Origin of the sequence: Roseateles aquatilis (genome assembly GCF_002205645.1) — a bacterium.
Lineage (GTDB): Bacteria > Pseudomonadota > Gammaproteobacteria > Burkholderiales > Burkholderiaceae_C > Roseateles > Roseateles aquatilis.
In genome coordinates this window covers 144,315-159,014 of the sequence record NZ_NIOF01000005.1, presented here as the reverse complement: position 1 = coordinate 159,014, position 14,700 = coordinate 144,315, and the positions used below count along the sequence as shown (strand labels likewise).

Annotated in this window: 18 protein-coding genes; 11 read left to right on the top strand and 7 right to left on the bottom strand. The window is 70.0% G+C overall.

Annotated elements, in window-relative coordinates; genetic code table 11:
* The first annotated feature begins 130 nt into the window (after nucleotides 1-130).
* The gene (locus tag CDN99_RS13315) at nucleotides 131-1,210 is read left to right on the top strand and encodes a GGDEF domain-containing protein (protein ID WP_088385358.1); all 1,080 of its coding nucleotides are present in this window, start codon (nucleotides 131-133) and stop codon (nucleotides 1,208-1,210) included.
* A gap of 39 nt (nucleotides 1,211-1,249) precedes the next feature.
* Here the strand turns inward: CDN99_RS13315 and CDN99_RS13310 are convergent, their stop codons facing one another.
* Both CDN99_RS13310 and CDN99_RS13305 read right to left on the bottom strand, forming a co-directional pair.
* The gene (locus CDN99_RS13310; RefSeq protein ID WP_088385357.1) at nucleotides 1,250-5,059 is read right to left on the bottom strand and encodes a CheR family methyltransferase; all 3,810 of its coding nucleotides are present in this window, start codon (nucleotides 5,057-5,059) and stop codon (nucleotides 1,250-1,252) included.
* 97 nt (nucleotides 5,060-5,156) lie between these two features.
* Complete coding sequence (locus tag CDN99_RS13305) at nucleotides 5,157-5,432, bottom strand: metal/formaldehyde-sensitive transcriptional repressor (protein WP_088385356.1); 276 nt, start codon at nucleotides 5,430-5,432, stop codon at nucleotides 5,157-5,159.
* Between the two features lie 84 nt (nucleotides 5,433-5,516).
* Here CDN99_RS13305 and dmeF point away from each other — a divergent pair, with 84 nt between their 5' ends.
* From dmeF to CDN99_RS13270, 8 genes are all read left to right on the top strand, one after another.
* Nucleotides 5,517-6,587, top strand: a complete 1,071-nt coding sequence (gene dmeF / locus CDN99_RS13300; RefSeq protein WP_088385355.1) for a CDF family Co(II)/Ni(II) efflux transporter DmeF — start codon at nucleotides 5,517-5,519, stop codon at nucleotides 6,585-6,587.
* A gap of 55 nt (nucleotides 6,588-6,642) precedes the next feature.
* Nucleotides 6,643-6,783 carry a hypothetical protein gene (locus CDN99_RS28675; RefSeq protein ID WP_158218842.1) on the top strand — a complete coding sequence of 47 codons (141 nt, stop codon included), beginning with the start codon at nucleotides 6,643-6,645 and terminating at the stop codon, nucleotides 6,781-6,783.
* Nucleotides 6,784-6,929: 146 nt separating this feature from the next.
* A complete protein-coding gene (locus tag CDN99_RS13295; RefSeq protein WP_088385354.1) occupies nucleotides 6,930-7,187 on the top strand; it encodes a hypothetical protein in 258 nt (85 codons plus the stop codon).
* A 192-nt stretch (nucleotides 7,188-7,379) separates the two neighbouring features.
* Complete coding sequence (locus CDN99_RS13290) at nucleotides 7,380-7,628, top strand: hypothetical protein (RefSeq protein WP_088385353.1); 249 nt, start codon at nucleotides 7,380-7,382, stop codon at nucleotides 7,626-7,628.
* Between the two features lie 19 nt (nucleotides 7,629-7,647).
* Entirely contained in the window at nucleotides 7,648-8,082 is a 435-nt protein-coding gene (locus CDN99_RS13285; RefSeq protein ID WP_088385352.1) for a hypothetical protein, read from the top strand.
* 10 nt (nucleotides 8,083-8,092) lie between these two features.
* Complete coding sequence (locus CDN99_RS13280; protein WP_141100767.1) at nucleotides 8,093-8,650, top strand: cell division protein FtsI; 558 nt, start codon at nucleotides 8,093-8,095, stop codon at nucleotides 8,648-8,650.
* 13 nt (nucleotides 8,651-8,663) lie between these two features.
* Complete coding sequence (locus tag CDN99_RS13275; RefSeq protein WP_238139510.1) at nucleotides 8,664-9,428, top strand: flagellar basal body L-ring protein FlgH; 765 nt, start codon at nucleotides 8,664-8,666, stop codon at nucleotides 9,426-9,428.
* Between the two features lie 196 nt (nucleotides 9,429-9,624).
* Nucleotides 9,625-10,395: a Crp/Fnr family transcriptional regulator gene (locus tag CDN99_RS13270; protein ID WP_141100766.1), complete on the top strand. Its 771-nt coding sequence runs from the start codon at nucleotides 9,625-9,627 to the stop codon at nucleotides 10,393-10,395.
* A gap of 15 nt (nucleotides 10,396-10,410) precedes the next feature.
* Here the strand turns inward: CDN99_RS13270 and CDN99_RS13265 are convergent, their stop codons facing one another.
* Both CDN99_RS13265 and CDN99_RS13260 read right to left on the bottom strand, forming a co-directional pair.
* Nucleotides 10,411-10,674 (bottom strand): helix-turn-helix domain-containing protein, encoded by a 264-nt coding sequence (locus CDN99_RS13265; RefSeq protein ID WP_088385349.1) that lies wholly within the window; start codon nucleotides 10,672-10,674, stop codon nucleotides 10,411-10,413.
* A 36-nt stretch (nucleotides 10,675-10,710) separates the two neighbouring features.
* Nucleotides 10,711-11,391, bottom strand: a complete 681-nt coding sequence (locus CDN99_RS13260) for a PEP-CTERM sorting domain-containing protein (protein ID WP_088385348.1) — start codon at nucleotides 11,389-11,391, stop codon at nucleotides 10,711-10,713.
* 308 nt (nucleotides 11,392-11,699) lie between these two features.
* Between CDN99_RS13260 and CDN99_RS13255 the strand changes: the two genes are divergently transcribed.
* Nucleotides 11,700-12,560: a hypothetical protein gene (locus CDN99_RS13255; protein ID WP_141100765.1), complete on the top strand. Its 861-nt coding sequence runs from the start codon at nucleotides 11,700-11,702 to the stop codon at nucleotides 12,558-12,560.
* Between the two features lie 99 nt (nucleotides 12,561-12,659).
* On the opposite strand, the gene CDN99_RS13250 is transcribed toward CDN99_RS13255, so the two are convergent.
* Entirely contained in the window at nucleotides 12,660-13,016 is a 357-nt protein-coding gene (locus CDN99_RS13250) for an H-NS histone family protein (protein ID WP_158218841.1), read from the bottom strand.
* A 249-nt stretch (nucleotides 13,017-13,265) separates the two neighbouring features.
* Nucleotides 13,266-13,520: a hypothetical protein gene (locus tag CDN99_RS13245; protein WP_088385345.1), complete on the bottom strand. Its 255-nt coding sequence runs from the start codon at nucleotides 13,518-13,520 to the stop codon at nucleotides 13,266-13,268.
* Nucleotides 13,521-13,829: 309 nt separating this feature from the next.
* Here CDN99_RS13245 and CDN99_RS13240 point away from each other — a divergent pair, with 309 nt between their 5' ends.
* Nucleotides 13,830-14,429: a hypothetical protein gene (locus CDN99_RS13240; protein WP_088385344.1), complete on the top strand. Its 600-nt coding sequence runs from the start codon at nucleotides 13,830-13,832 to the stop codon at nucleotides 14,427-14,429.
* Between the two features lie 114 nt (nucleotides 14,430-14,543).
* On the opposite strand, the gene CDN99_RS28920 is transcribed toward CDN99_RS13240, so the two are convergent.
* The gene (locus CDN99_RS28920) at nucleotides 14,544-14,696 is read right to left on the bottom strand and encodes a hypothetical protein (protein ID WP_169727045.1); all 153 of its coding nucleotides are present in this window, start codon (nucleotides 14,694-14,696) and stop codon (nucleotides 14,544-14,546) included.
* Between the last annotated feature and the right edge of the window lie 4 nt (nucleotides 14,697-14,700).

The window sequence follows — 14,700 nt, the reverse complement described above, 5'->3', positions numbered from 1 at the left end:
CGCCGGCGGCAATATTGCGCATCGCGCGGCCGTCCGGCGGGCGGCGCGGCGTCCGCGACGGACGGTGTCCGATAGCGGCCCGGAGTTGTGCCAACATCCGGCCCGTTCAGACCTGACCCCGACCTCGATCTTGGATGCCTTGCTCACCCAGCTGTCCGTCACCGTCCCGGCGGCGCAGACCCTCGACGCCCTCACCCGTCCGCTGCTGGACATGCTGGGCACCGTCACCGGCCTGGAGTCGACCTACCTGACGGCGGTGGACCTGCGCGCGGGCGAGCAGCAGGTGCTGCTGGCACGCAACGTCGGCGCGATGGTGATCCCGGAGGGGCTGTCCGTGCCCTGGCACGACACGCTCTGCAAGCGCGCGCTGGACGCCGGCCGCATGGCCACCAGCGACGTGGCCGAATGCTGGGGCGATTCCGACGCGGCGCGCCAGCTCGGCATCCAAACCTATGTCAGCGCGCCGGTGTGCACCGCCGGCGGCGAGCTGCTGGGCACGCTCTGCGCCGCCAGCGCGCGGCGCCATCCGGTGGGACCGGAGGCGGAGGCGATGTTGCGGTTGTTCTCCTCGCTCGTCGGCCAGTTCATCCAACGCGAGCGCCTGGTCGCCGACCTGCGCGCCGCCAACGAGCAGCTCGCGACCTTCGCGCTGACCGATGCCCTGACGGGCCTGCCGAATCGCCGCGCGCTCTTCGACGAACTGCATCGCCAGCTGCAACGCGCGGTGCGCGACGGTAGCTGCGTGCTGATCGGCTGCATCGACCTGGACGGCTTCAAGGCGATCAACGATCAGCTCGGGCATCAATGCGGCGATCGGTTCCTGCAGGCCATCGCGCAGCGGCTGTCGCTGGAACTGCGCGGGTCGGACATGCTGGCGCGCATGGGTGGCGACGAGTTCGTCGTCGTCGGTCCCGGCGCGGGCCTGGGCGGCCTGCCGCCGTCCAGCGGCGCATGGGTCGATCACGCCGAGGCGCTGCAGGCGGCGCGCACGCTGGAACAGCGCGCGTCGCTGGCGACGGTCGGGCATTTCGAGCTGGATGGCAACGCGCTGCAGTACGCCGGCGCCAGCGTGGGCGTGGTCGCGGTCAATCCCGTGGGCCTGACCGCCGAGGAGGCGCTACGCCTGGCCGACGAGCGCATGTACGAGATCAAGCGCGCCCGCCGCCGCAGCGCCGCCGCCCCGGCGATCGCGGGGCAGATGGCGCACTGAGCGTCGCCCTCGCCCTCGCCCTCGCCGCGAGCGGTGGGGTCAGCGTGGGCGCGCGACCAGCAGCTTTTCGATGAGCCGGTCCGTGTCGACCGGCTTGGCGACGTGGTCGTCGAAGCCGGCGGCGATCGCCGCGTCGCGATCTTCCAGCGTCGCCAGGCCGGTCAGCGCGATCGCGAACACCGACACGGGGGCGCTGACGCCCCCACCCGTCGAGCCCGCGCCGCCGCTGCCGTCCCCGTCGTTCCCGTCGTTCCCGGCGTTGCCGCCGTTCTTGCCGGAGGCTCCGTCGTCGCCGTCGGTCCGGTGGGTCGCGGCGTCGTTGGAGGCCGCGCGTTCCCGTTCCCGCAGGCGGCGGATCAGCGAATAGCCGTCCGCGCCCGGCATCGCCACATCGCTGACCAGCGCGTGGAACGGCGGCGAGCCGGTCGGCGCGAGGGCCTCGACGAGCTGCAGCGCATCGTCGACCGACGCGGCCGCGCGCACGTCGGCGCCGGCGATCTGCAGCACCTGCTCCAGCGCTTCGAGCGCATGCGGGTCGTCGTCCACCAGCAGCACGCGCAGACCGCCCAGGTCGGGCGCGCGCGTGGCCGGCGACGGCGTCTCGGGGATGCCGGAGACGAGCTCCACCGCCGGGAAGCGGATCGTCAGCCGCGTGCCGCGGCCCTCGCCGTCGCTGTGGGCGACGACCGTGCCGCCGTGGGCCAGCACCAGGTGTCGCACGATGGACAGGCCCAGGCCCAGGCCGCCGTACTCACGGGTGCGGCTGATGTCGGCCTGCGTGAAGCGGTCGAACAGCCGCGGCAGCAGATCGGGCGCGACGCCGATGCCGGTGTCCACGACGGACAGCTCGATCATCGGCCCGATGCGGTCCAGCGATACGGCGACGCGCCCGCCGGCGGGTGTGAACTTGATCGAGTTGCCGACCAGGTTGGCGATGATCTGCTGCACGCGGCGCGCGTCGCCCTGGATGCGGTGCGTCTGCTGCAGGCCCGTGGTGCGCAGCGCCAGGCCTTTGGCCTCGGCGGCCGGCTGCAGGCCTTCGGTGACGGTGCGCACGCAGCCGGCCAGGTCCAGCGGCCGCATCTCCAGCGCCAGGTGGCCGGAGGCGATGCGGGACACGTCCAGCAGGTCGTCGATCAGCTGCGCCTGCGTCTGGCAGTGGCGCAGGATGGTGGCGATCGCGCGCGCGGCGGTGGCGTCGGCCAGCGTGCCGCGTTCCTGCGCCTGCTTGAGCACGGAGGCCCAGCCGGCGATCACGTTCAACGGCGCGCGCAGCTCGTGCGAGACCATGCCGAGGAAGTCGTCCTTGGCGGTGTTGGCGCGCTCGGCGTCGCCGCGCGCGTGCTGCGCCTGGCCGAGCGCGCACTTGAGTTCGTGGATGTCCTGGAAGGCGATCACCGCGCCGTCGATGCGATCGTCCGCGGTGCGGTAGGCCCGCACGTTGATGATCCACCAGCGCTGCTCGGTGTCCTGCACCTCGTGCTCGACCGCGACGAGGCCCTGCACGGCGGCCTGCACCATGTGCTCCAGATGGCCGACGGAGAAACGGCCGCTGACCTGCCCGAGCGGCTCGCCGATCGCCTCGGGCCCGAGGCCGAACAGCTGCGCCGCCTGCGGCGACGCGTGGCGCAGCCGGAGCTGCCGGTCCAGCAGCACCACCGGCAGCGGGATGCCCTCGACGAGGTTGCTGAGGTCGTCGTTGACGCGGTCCAGCTCGTCGTTGCGCGACTTGAGCTCGTCGTTCAGCGAGAGCAGCTCCTGGTTGGCGGATTCCAGCTCCTGCTTGGCGCTCTGCAGTTCCTCGTTGGCGCTCTGCAGCTCCTCGTTGGTGCTGAGCATTTCCTCGTTGGCGGTGCGCAGCTCCTCGTTGGCCGACTCGAACTCGCTCACCACCGTGCGCAGTTGCGCCTGCGTGGCTTCGAGCTCGTCGGACAGCGTGGTGACGGTGCGCTCCAGCTCGTCGACGCGCGCGCGCGGCGCGCCGGCAGTCGCGAAGGCGTGCTCGGCGGCGGTGTCCTCGGGCTGGGCCGCCAGGGTGACGAGGAAGTGCAGCAGCGCGTCGCCCGCCTCCAGCGGCAGCACTTCGAGCGCGTAGCGGCGGTCGTTGAAGGCGACGCGCTCGCGGCGCACCGGCGCCGCGGTGCGCTTGGCCTCGATCAGGGCGGTGCGCACCGGCACGTTGAGCTCGGCATGCAGCAGGCGCGGCAGCGCCAGCGTCGCCTCGCCGCTGGCCGGCGCGATGAAGGCGGCCACGTCGCCACGGAACTGCACCACGTCGCCGTTCTCATTGACGACGAATCCGGACGGCACGTAGCGCTGCAGCGCCACCCGGTTGGCGGCGTCGTTGACGAGGTCCGGCGGCGGGGCCTGGACCGCGCGCGGCGTGTCGCCCTCGCTGGCCCAGGGGCGCAGCGCGTCGATCGGGAACAGCGGGCGCTGGCGGCGCGCGGCCGGCAGCTTGCGGTAGAGGTGGGGCGCGCCGGCGTGCTCGAAGCCGTCGGCGGAGGAGGCCGCCTCGGCGCGGCCCAGCAGCATGAATCCGTCGGCGCGGCAGGCGTAGTGCAGCACCTCGAAGACATGCTGCTGCGCCTCCTTGCGCAGGTAGATCAGCATGTTGCGGCAACTGATCAGGCCCATGCCGGAGAAGGGCGCGTGGGTCAGCAGGTTGTGGCGCGCGAAGACGCACATCTCGCGCAGGTCCTTGGCCACGAGGTAGGCGCCGGAGCTGGGCATGAAGGCGGTGTCGCGGAACGGCTCCGGTACGTTCTCCAGCGCGGCGGCGCTGTAGCGGCCGGCGCGGGCGGTCTCGATCGAGGCCTCGTTGATGTCGGTGCCGAAGATCTGCACGCGGCGGTGGAGGCCCTCGGCGTTCATCGCCTCCTTGAGCAGCATGGCGATCGTGTAGACCTCCTCGCCGGTAGAGCAGGCCGGGACCCAGATGCGGATCGGGTCGTGGTTCAGCGCCAGCAGCCGCGGCAGGACGGTCTGGCGCAACACGTTGACGAACTCCGCGTCGCGGAAGAAGGCGGTCACGCCGATGAGGACGTCGTCGCGCAGCGCCGCGGCCTCATGGGCGTCGCCGCGCAGGAACTGCAGGTAGGCGCCGACGTCGCGGTCCTTCTGCAGCAGCACGCGACGCAGGAAACGGCGGCGCAGGTTGACGTCCTTGACGTAGCCGAGGTTGACGCCGGCCTTCTGCTGGACGATGGCCAGGGCCGTCTCCAGCGCGTCGGTGTTGGGATCGACCCCGGGCGCGAGGCCGTCGACGGACCCGGGCCGGCCGAAGCGCTGCAGCAACGCCGGCGCGATCGCTCCGGGCGCCAGCACCTCGTCGACCAGGCCGGTGTTGATCGCGGCGGTGGGCATGCCGTCGTGGGCGGCGGTCTGCGGCGCCTGCGCCAGCACCAGCCCGCCGGCGGCCTTCAGGTCGACGATGCCCGCCGCGCCGTCCTGCCCCGATCCGGACAGGATGACGACGGCCCCGTCGACATCGGGGTCCTGCGCCATCGAGGCCAGGTAGCCGTCGATCGGCAGGTGCAGGCCGGGCTGGCGGCGGGTCAGGCGGAAATGGCCGTCCAGCGCCATGACGCCGGCGTTCTCCGGCATCACGTAGACGCGGCCGTGCTCGATCTTGCGCAGGTGTTCCAGGCGCTCGACGGCCATCTCGGTACGGCCCTGCAGCAGCTCGGGCAGGCGCGTTTCCTCGGTGGGATCGAGGTGGGTGATGACCAGCACCGCGAAGCCGGGATCGCGGGGCAGGGCGCCCAGGACGGTCCCCAGGACGTCGATGCTGCCGGCCGAGCCGCCCAGCACCACGACGCGCAACGGTTCCCGCTCAGTTGTATCCACCGTTCGTGTCCTGCTGTGTTGGCTGTGCGGCGCAGTCTACCGTTTGGACAAGACCGGCCCCGCGGCATGTCCACGCCCGCGGATGTGGCTCGCGCCGTCAGCGCAGATAGGACTTGAGCAGGGCGGCGACGGCGTCGCTCTCGGCCGCGCGCTGTTCGGGCGACAGGTCGGGCGCGGCGACGTGCTCGCGCAGATGCCCTTCCAGCACCTCGGCCATCAGCCCGTTGACCGCGCCGCGGATGGCGGCGATCTGCTGCAGCACGGCCATGCAGTCGGCCTCCTGATCGACCGCGCGCTCCAGCGCGGCCGTCTGGCCCTGGATGCGGCGGATGCGGGTGAGCAGCTTCTTCCTGCCCGTGAGGGTGTGTGCCATGGGACGGCATTCTAGCCATCCGTCCAGGTCTGCTCATATACTGGGGGGGAGTATCAACCAACCGGCCGCCGCGCCCCGTCCGCCATGTCCACCACGCTCTCGCCCAACGCCTGGCAACACACCCATGTCTTCGACGAGGGCAACCCGCTGGCGGCGCGCAACACGCGCTGGGCGGTGTTGCTGACGGTGGTGATGATGGTCGCGGAGATCGCCGGCGGTTACATCTACAACTCGATGGCGCTGCTGGCGGACGGTTGGCACATGAGCTCGCACGCGGTGGCGCTGGGGGTGTCGGTGCTGGCCTACGGCGCCGCGCGGCGCTGGGCGAAGGACGGGCGCTTCGCCTTCGGGACCTGGAAGATCGAGATCCTGGGCGGCTACAGCAGCGCGTTGCTGCTGGTGGGCGTGGCGGGGTTGATGCTGTGGCAATCGGTCGAGCGCCTGATCACGCCGACGCCCATCCACTACGAGCAGGCCATCGTCATCGGGCTGGTGGGGTTGGCGGTCAACCTGATCTGCGCGTGGCTGCTGCGGGGCGGGCATCACGGCCACGGCCACGGCCACGGCCACGGCCATGGTCATGGTCATGGTCATGGCGAGGGCCACGGGGGCGCGCACGGACATGCGCATGAGGCCGTGGCCGGGGAGGGCGTCGGTCACGCGCATGGGCATGGGGCGACATCGGCAGCGGGCCACGCCGGCACGCATGATCACAAGGACCTGAACCTCCATTCGGCCTACATGCATGTCCTGGCGGACGCCGCCACGTCCGTGCTGGCGATCCTGGCGCTGCTGGGCGGGCGGCTGTGGGGCGCCGACTGGCTGGACCCGGTGATGGGCATCGCCGGCGCGGTGCTGGTGGCGGCGTGGGCGCGCAGTCTGCTGCGTGACACGGGCCGGGTGCTGCTGGACGCGGAGATGGATGCGCCCGTCGTCGCGGAGATCCGCGAGGTGATCGCCGCCGCGCCGTGGCCGGCCGCGATCGCCGACCTGCATGTGTGGCGTGTCGGCCGGGCGCAGTACGCCTGCATCGTGTCGTTGGTGTCGGACAGTGCCGACGCGCGTCCGGACGAGGTGCGTCGCCTGCTCGCCGTCCACGAGGAACTTGTTCACGTGACCGTGGAGATCAACCGCCCCCCCGCCCGGACTGTCTGATCGGCGCCGCGGAAACGGCCGGACGCGCCCCATGGCGCGGCCACAATGCCGCCCCATGAAAACCAACTATCTCCTCGCCGCCATCCTGGTCTGCAGTGCCGTGGGCGCGTTCGTCAGCGACCGTTCGCTGAAGACCGTCCTGGCCGTGGGGTCTGGCGGCATCGCGCTGTATGCCCTGCTGCGCCAGGTGATCTGACGCGACCGGGGCGGGTGGCGCCGTTCGCCCGCCCGTCGACGCCTTTCGTCCTGCCCCCTCCTGCCCGTGCGTGGCACCACCCTATGGTGGGATGGCACTCGCACAGGCCACCGCCGATAGTGGCGGCTTCGTCAGGAGAGGACCCCATGCGACATCGCATCGCACCGTCGGCCGCGAAGAGCGGCCGTCACGCCGCCCCGCGCGGATCGCATCAATTCAGCCTGGTCATGCAGCGCATCCTGCGGCAGACCGAGGTGCTGCTGCAGCGGCGCGTGCCGTTCAGCCCGTCGGGTTGGCCGCTGGACCTGGAGCCGCCCGCGCTGGACGGCCTGGAGGTCACGGAGTCGACCTGGGACGAGTGGTCCGAGGCGATGGCGCTGCAGATGCAGCGCGCCGGGCGCTGACCGCCCGATGCGTGGCGGGTTTCGCGCGGACTTGAGCCGGCTGAGCGGCACGAAACCCTGTCGATTCCCACCCTCGGTGATCTAGTTCACCCAGCCGGCGACGATCCGCCGGAACCCGCGCCTCATCGCGGGTTGCCCACTGCTCCTCGCGGCGAAGAATCCGTTCACCCCAATGAACGAGAGCGCTTCGCCATGCACGTCAAGTCCTCCGCTTCCCCCGCACCCGCCGCGCATGCCGCCGGTGCCTCGTCCGCCGGCGCATCCAAGGGCGCCAAGCCCGGCGCGTCCGACGACTTTTCCAAGATGCTGAAGGGCGCGCAAGGCGCCACGCCGTCGGCGGCGCCCGCGGCCAACGCGTCGACCAGCGCGATCAATGCCGCGCCCACCGCGTCACCGGCCACGCTGGCGCTGGACACGGCCTCGCTGGCGACCCGCGCCTGATCGCCGACGGGAGCCCGCAGTGACCTTCCTGTCCGGAATCTCCAACCTGACCGCGTCCGCCGACGGCGCGCACGACGGCGGCCGTGCCACCGCGTCCGCCTCGGTGTCGCCGTCCGCGTCGGGCAATTCGCCCGACTTCGGCCTGACGATCGGCCTGCCGGTGCTCGGTGTCACGGCGACCTTCAGCGCGGAGAGCCTGCAGGCGCTGGCCGGCGCTGCCGCGGATGCGGTGACCGGCGCGGCGGACGACCTGGCCGGTGCGGGCGCCGATGTCGTCAAGGGCGCGACGCGCGCGGCCACCCGGGTCATGAACGCGGTCGGCGATGGTGCCGGGGCGGTGCTCGACGCCGCGGGTGAAGCGGGCTCGCAGGTCGCGAGCGCGGCGGGCAATGTCATCGGCTATGGCGTGATGGCGGCGCTGGCCGGCGGCGCCGTGCTCGACGAGCTGGTCTGAGGAGATGGCGATGCGCGCCCTCCCGCGACCGATGCGTGCCGCGCTGTTGGCGACGACGGCCGCGATGGCCTTGAGCGGCTGCGGCGTGCTGAGCCCGCTCCCCGCCTGGGAACTGGTGAAGGCGACCGGCACGGCGACGTCCACCGCGCTCGCGACGGCGGCGCCGGCCAAGGCCAGCAACACCGTCCACCACGGCGACGCGCCGGTGAAGACGCTGTGCATCGAATACAACCGCAACGCCCCGCTGGAGGATCTGGTCCCGGCGATGCAGGCGGAGTTGCGCGGGCAGGGCGTGGAGAGCCGCGTCTTCGAGCCGGGCACGGGCCTGCAGCAATGCGGCGTGTGGTTGCGCTACGTGGCCACCATCGAATGGGGCGTGCCGCCGATGGCCAGCGGTTATCGCGCCAACCTCAGCGCGGCGTCGCTGAGCCTGCACCGGTCCGACGGCACGCTCCTGGCGAGCAGCAGCTATCAGGCCGAGGAGAACTTCGGACTGGCCCGCTGGGCCGGGACCCGCAACAAGATCGCGCCGGTCGTGAAGGCGCTGATCACCGGATTCGAAAGCTGAGGGAGAGGAACCCATGTCGATCCACCCGATCCACCCGAGCGATCCTCGCCATCCGCCGATCCGTCGACGACGGTCGACGCGCGGCGATGCCCGCGGCGCGTCGAGCACCGGCGCGGCGCTGCTGCTGACGGCGCTGCTGGGCGCGTGCTCCAGCACGCCGCCGACGGTGCCCGGCCCGATGCTGGTCACGCCGCCGCAGGCGCCGATGTACATCGAGCGGCCCAACAACGGCGCGATCTATCAGCCGGGCATGTCGCCGATGTCGCTGTTCTCCGGCGAGAAGCGGCCCAGCGCCATCGGCGACACGCTGAAGGTCGACATCCAGGAGACCCTGAAGGCCAGCCAGAAGCAGACCACCGACACCAGCCGGGACAACAAGCTCGCGGTGCATGGTCCCGGCGGCAAGAGCAACATCGGCGCGGTCGAGCGTTTGATGAACATCGACGCGACCGCGGCGGGCAGCGATTCGTTCAAGGGCGCGGGCACGACCGAGACGGACAACAGCTTCGTCACGCAGGTGGCGGTCAGCGTTATCAACGTGCTGCCCAACGGCAACCTGCTGGTGGCGGGGGAACGCAACGTGGGCCTGAACAAGGGCGTGAACACGCTGCGCTTCTCCGGCATCGTGAACCCGCGCGACATTCGCCCGGGCAACGTGGTGGCGTCGCGGGACGTGGTGAACGCGAGCCTGGAGAGCGTCGCGCAGGGCGACGTGTCGGAGGCGTCGTCGCGCAGTTGGCTGCAGCGCGTGCTCGCGCGCAGCCTCTCGATCTGGTGACCGTGGCGGCGGTCGGCGCGGCGAGGGGATCGCCGCGCCGGGACCGTCGCAAAGACCGATAGGGACCCACCCCACGGCGCTTATCCACCGATCGGCGCGAGCGGTCCGCTTCTATAACCAACGATTCGCCGACGAGGCATCCGCGCTGGACGTGGAGGGCGGAGCCTTGCCTGGCGGACCTGATCGCAGAACAAGCATGAGCACGAGAGAGGCAAAAGCGCCCCGCGGCAGCGGCGCGCCGGTGACGAGTGACGACGACTGGCTGGCCGACGGCCAGGTCCGGACGTATCGCCGTGGCCAGAAGATCATCGAGGCCGGCAAGCCGCTGGGCGAGTGGATCGCCATCAGCGGCGGGGCGGCCTTCCTGGCGGCGCGCGCCGCGGCGGACACGCGGGTCGCGGTGGCCGCGCTCTGGCTGGGCGACGTCATCGGCGCCGAATCGCCGCTGGGCAAGCTGGCCGCGCGATACGACGTGACGGCGCTGGTCGACGTCACGACCATCCACATCCCGCTGACCCGCGTCAACGAGCGCCACGCGCCGCGACGCGACGCGGCCACGGGCGAGCTCTATGCCGCGACCGCGACGCGCCTGCAGGATCAGATCACGATGCGCCTGGCGGGCAACGGCCTGCAGCGGCTGGTGAGCGTGCTGGCGACGCTGGCGACGGCGCTGAACAGCACGCCGCGCGTCGGCGCGGCGGGCAACAGCCTGTCGTTGCCGGTGTCGCAGGCCTGCATCGGGCAGTTGTCGGGACTGTCGCGACGACAGACCTGGATCTACCTGGGCCAGCTTGCCGAGCGCGGCTGGAACCGCACCTCGCGGACCAAGGTCACGCTGGAAGGGCTCAACGCCTGGTTGAGCCTGATGCGCGAGGTGGAGGAGCGAGGCCTGGACTGCATCGCGAGCGTGGAGCAGTGCGATCAGACGCTGTCGGCGCTCGCGGCGGGCAAGGGGTTGCGGAGGTGAGTTTCCGCGGCGCGGTCAGCGGCTCGACTCGCCGCCCTCCGGCAACGCCGGCGTGATGCCGTAAAGCGCCAGCATTCCGAACACGTGGCCGATGGCCACACCGGGCTCGCCGGATTCGATGCGGGCGACGGTCTGGACATGCACGCCCAGCCGCGCCGCCGCCGCGCCCTGGCTTTCACCGCTGGCGGTGCGTGCCGCGCGGGCCGCGGCGCCCATGTCCTTGATCGCTTGCAGCGCGTCGCCGCCGATCTCGACCGAGATGCGTTTACCTTGTGCCATGGGCGGCATTCTCGCCGCCCATTCGGCACAGGCGCATCAGGCGTTGCGCTTGGCGCGGCGGGTCACGCCGGCGGCGGCCAGGGCAGCCAGGGCCAGCAGCATCAGCGAGTCGGGTTCCGGCACCGAGTTGCCGCCGTCGAACACGGCGCGGAACACCAGGTCTTCGTTCACGCTCGCACGCGAGCTCCATTGACCGGCCGTGCCCGCGAGGTCGGCGTTGGTGTTGGCGAAGATGAATTCGCCGCTGGTGTACTTGTCGGTGCCGTTGTACTGGGTCGCCAGGACCGAGGCGCCCGACAGCGTGCCGCCCACGCCTTGCAGCACCAGGAAGTAGGTGGCGCCCGACACGACGCCGGTGTTCAGCGCCAGGTCGAAGACCTGATCGCCCTGACCGCCATGCGTCAGCTGGGTGGAGAACAGGACGTGGGCCGCGTCAGGACGCAGGCCGGTGCCGGGCAGGCCGGCATCCGCCACGGCCTGGGTGATCAGCACATTGAACGTGCCGCCCGCGCCCAGCTTGGACAGGGAGAAGCTCAGGTCGGCCCAATTCACGTCGTCGGCCTTGATTGACTGCGCGTAGTACTGCGAGCCCGACGCGCCGAAGGACGACTGGTTGAAGTTGCCGGGCAGCCCGAACAGGTCGACCACGCCCGCTTGGGCGGCGAAAGAAGAGCCGACGAGCAGCGCGGACAGGGCGAGGGAGCGGAGGCGGTTCATGGTGGACCTTTGAATGAAGAGGAGGCGACTGAACCTCCAAAAGCAAACACCGGGCCACCTTGCGCAAGGCGTTGATTTGTATTGAATTATTCGAATGAAGTGCCTGAATTTCAGGGCGATGCGTAAAGGGGGGCGACACCCGCGACCAAGGGGGGGCGGGTCTTGCCCTCGTCCTCGCCCGAGTGGCCGTCGGCGGCCGCGTCTCGTTGCCCGGCTAGGCAATCCGACCGCGCAATCTCAGAATTTCTCACCTGCTCGATCCGCGACGTTTCGGTTCTGATGACTCGACCGGCCATGGGGAGTCAGCGATGCGATCGACGGCACCGCGTTTGGAGCAGCATTCGCCTTCGGCGCAGCAGGGTGGAACGAGCGCCTGTTCGGCCGGCCCCTACACCGACAGCCCGTACATCGCCGATCAACGTGAGCGGATCGGGCATTTGCTGCGCGGTTGCCGAGCCGATGGGCCGGTGGCGCAACGGGCTTCGTTGACGAGCAGTTCGAATGCCAAGAGTTATCAGCCGCGGAGGATGAGCATCAAGCCCGCGGCTCGCAAGGCGGCGACGGATACCTTGTCGATCAAGAAGATCGTCAAGGGCGCGGACGACACGGCGGTGGACGCCGAGATGGCGGAAATAGCGGGGCTTGTCGATCAGCGGCTGAAGAAGGTGCCCACCTTGAGCGGTGTCGCCGCTCCCGTGCAGACATCCGGGAACTGGACGGACTTCACCGCGGAGCTTCAGCACTATGTGAGTCAACTGGAGGCGGCCACGCAGGGCGTCCCCGCCCTTCAGCAGGTGGAGCGCGACATTGCCCACCTCAGGCTCTTGAGCAACATGATGGCGGATCTCTCCTATGGCTACCGCAGCGTCCGCCAGCGCGGTTATCGCATCGGGACGGAGGCGACGTCCATCGCCAAACTGCGTGACCAGAATGGCGATCTGTTGGCGATCTCGACCTATCTGGCGGATGAGCTCGATGAGAACTCCCTTCAGCGAGATACGTCCAAGTCCTACCTGTCCAACATCGCTTCATTCTCGAAAGGCGCGGGAGCCACCCTGGCGGGCGAGATCATGGAAAGCGAAAAGAGAACCGAACTGTTCCTGCACCCGTTGAGCGAGGAGGTTCAGAAGGTCTACGAGGGGTCGGCGTATGGCGGGCACGTCCTTTGAAGGCGACTCCGGACAGCCGCCTTTCATTCGCTTCGCTGTTCCGGGACGGCGCATTGACGCCCCATCGACATCAGCGCCTCAGCGCACAGCCCTCAAGACTCAGTGTCCGTCGACCTTGAACTCGTCGCGACTCCGGCCTTGCGCCTCGTAGTCGGCGAGCCACCGTGCGGTGCGGCCTCGGCCGCTCCAGGTGTTCTCGGCATTGGCGGGATCGCGGTAGAGCACCGCGGCGGTGGACGCGGGCTTGGTCTTGGTGAATCCGCGCGCGCCGATGTAGGGCTGCAGCGCTTCGACCGCCTCGACCACCGAGAACCCTGCTGCTTCGATCTTCTTGATGTAGCCGTCGGCCAGCACCTTCAGCTCTTCCGTGCGCTTGCCCTGGATTTGCTCTTCCAGCTTCTTGCTCAGCTCCACGAGCTCCACGTAGCTCAGCTTGGACACATCAACGTTCGTCATTAGGTTCTCGGTAACTGCGCCACGCGCGACGGTCGCCATCGTAGTTCAGCGATGGGTCGTTTTGGGATCTGACCGTCGTTGTCAGGTTGTCAGTCCTGGCGGGGGACGAGGTTCGTGCGCTTGCGGTTGCCCACGCGACGTGGGTGGCCAAAAGCAAACGCCCGGCCTGAGCCGGGCGTTTTGCTTGGGAGCGAACCGAGGGTCGTCAGTACGCGGATCGCTTCGTCGATACAGCGCAACCGTGGGGGCTCACTGGATCGAGGCGACTTGGCTGCCGTCGACGGAGGCGTCGCGACGACCCGTGATGTAGACGGTGGGCAGTTGCTCGCGCTTGACGGAGATGACCACCGGGTCCAGCGTGACGATCGAGGCGCGCAGCTCGCGCTGGCCTTGAGCGTGGGCGATGCCGATCACCAGGGCCATCGAGGCCAGCACGCCGAAGACGACAGCCTTGGCGGTGGTGTGGGTGGCGGAAGCGAGGGCAAGGCGGCTGGTGGTGTTCATGTCGATCTCCTGAAGGGGTTGGCTGTGTCGATGGATGGAGTGTCGTCATCGACCCGGGGCCTCTCCAGCGCCGGGCGACAAAGCAGCGCCGCGACGGTGTGAATTGCAGCGGTGGCGGACAAGCCGTCGAGGTCCCGTCGAGGTGGCGGCCGAGGGGCGGTGGCCGCGGACCGGCCGGCGTCGGCAGGGTTAGCCGGGTGGTGGCGGACCGGCTGGGCGGGCATCATGCCGCCCTGCGCCGGCGACTCAACAGGTCCAGATTCGAGGCCGGGTTGCCAGAAGCGCCATCCGTTCCAGGGAGGAAACCTCATGTCCCAGCACGCCCCGTTGAACCCGACCGCGCCGGTCGATGCCGCGTCCGACATCACCACACGCTTCGCGCCGCCGCAGGCCCATGTGGCGCCCGTCGCACTGGATCAGGCGCAGGCCCGGCCGATGTGGTTCTCGGTCTCGCCGGTCAAGCTGCTGGTGATGTGCACCGTCACGCTGCAGTTCTATACCGTCTACTGGTTCTACAAGCAGTGGAACCTGGTGCGGCTCCGCGAGCGCTCTTCCATCATCCCGGTGGCGCGCGCGGTGTTCTCGTTCTTCTTCGTCTGGGGACTGTTCAAGCGCGTGCGCGATTCGGAGGGCGCCGCCGGTGCGAGTCTCAATGCCGGCGGTCTGGCGATCGGTTGGATCGTTGCCTCGCTGATGTGGAAGGCGCCCACGCCGGGGTGGTGGCTCGCCATGATCGCGCCGCTGTTCCTGCTGCCGGCGCAGATCGCGATGAACGCGGTCAATGCCACCGTCTCTCCGGGCAACGCCCGCAACGACCGCTTCAGCGTGCTGAACTGGATCGCCATCGTGGTGGGGAGCCTGTTCATCCTCATGGCGCTGATCGGCACCTTCCTGCCGCACCGGCCCTGAGCGGAAACCGGCCACCCGAGGGGCGAAGTCGAGGGCCGAGCGCCGCTCGCCTCGCCGACTCGGGCGGTCAAGCCATGGCGCCGAGCGGCGGCCGATGGCTTTGCAAGCGGCACGTCAGGCCGGCTTGTTCTTCAGCTTGCCCTTGGGCATCACGGCCGTCGTCGGAGCGACAGGCCGGGTGGAGACGGAAGAAGATTCCTTCGGGGTGCTGCTGTCCTTCTTCGGTTTCTTGTTCGCCTTGTCGTTGCGCTGTTCGCCTTTTGGCATGTTG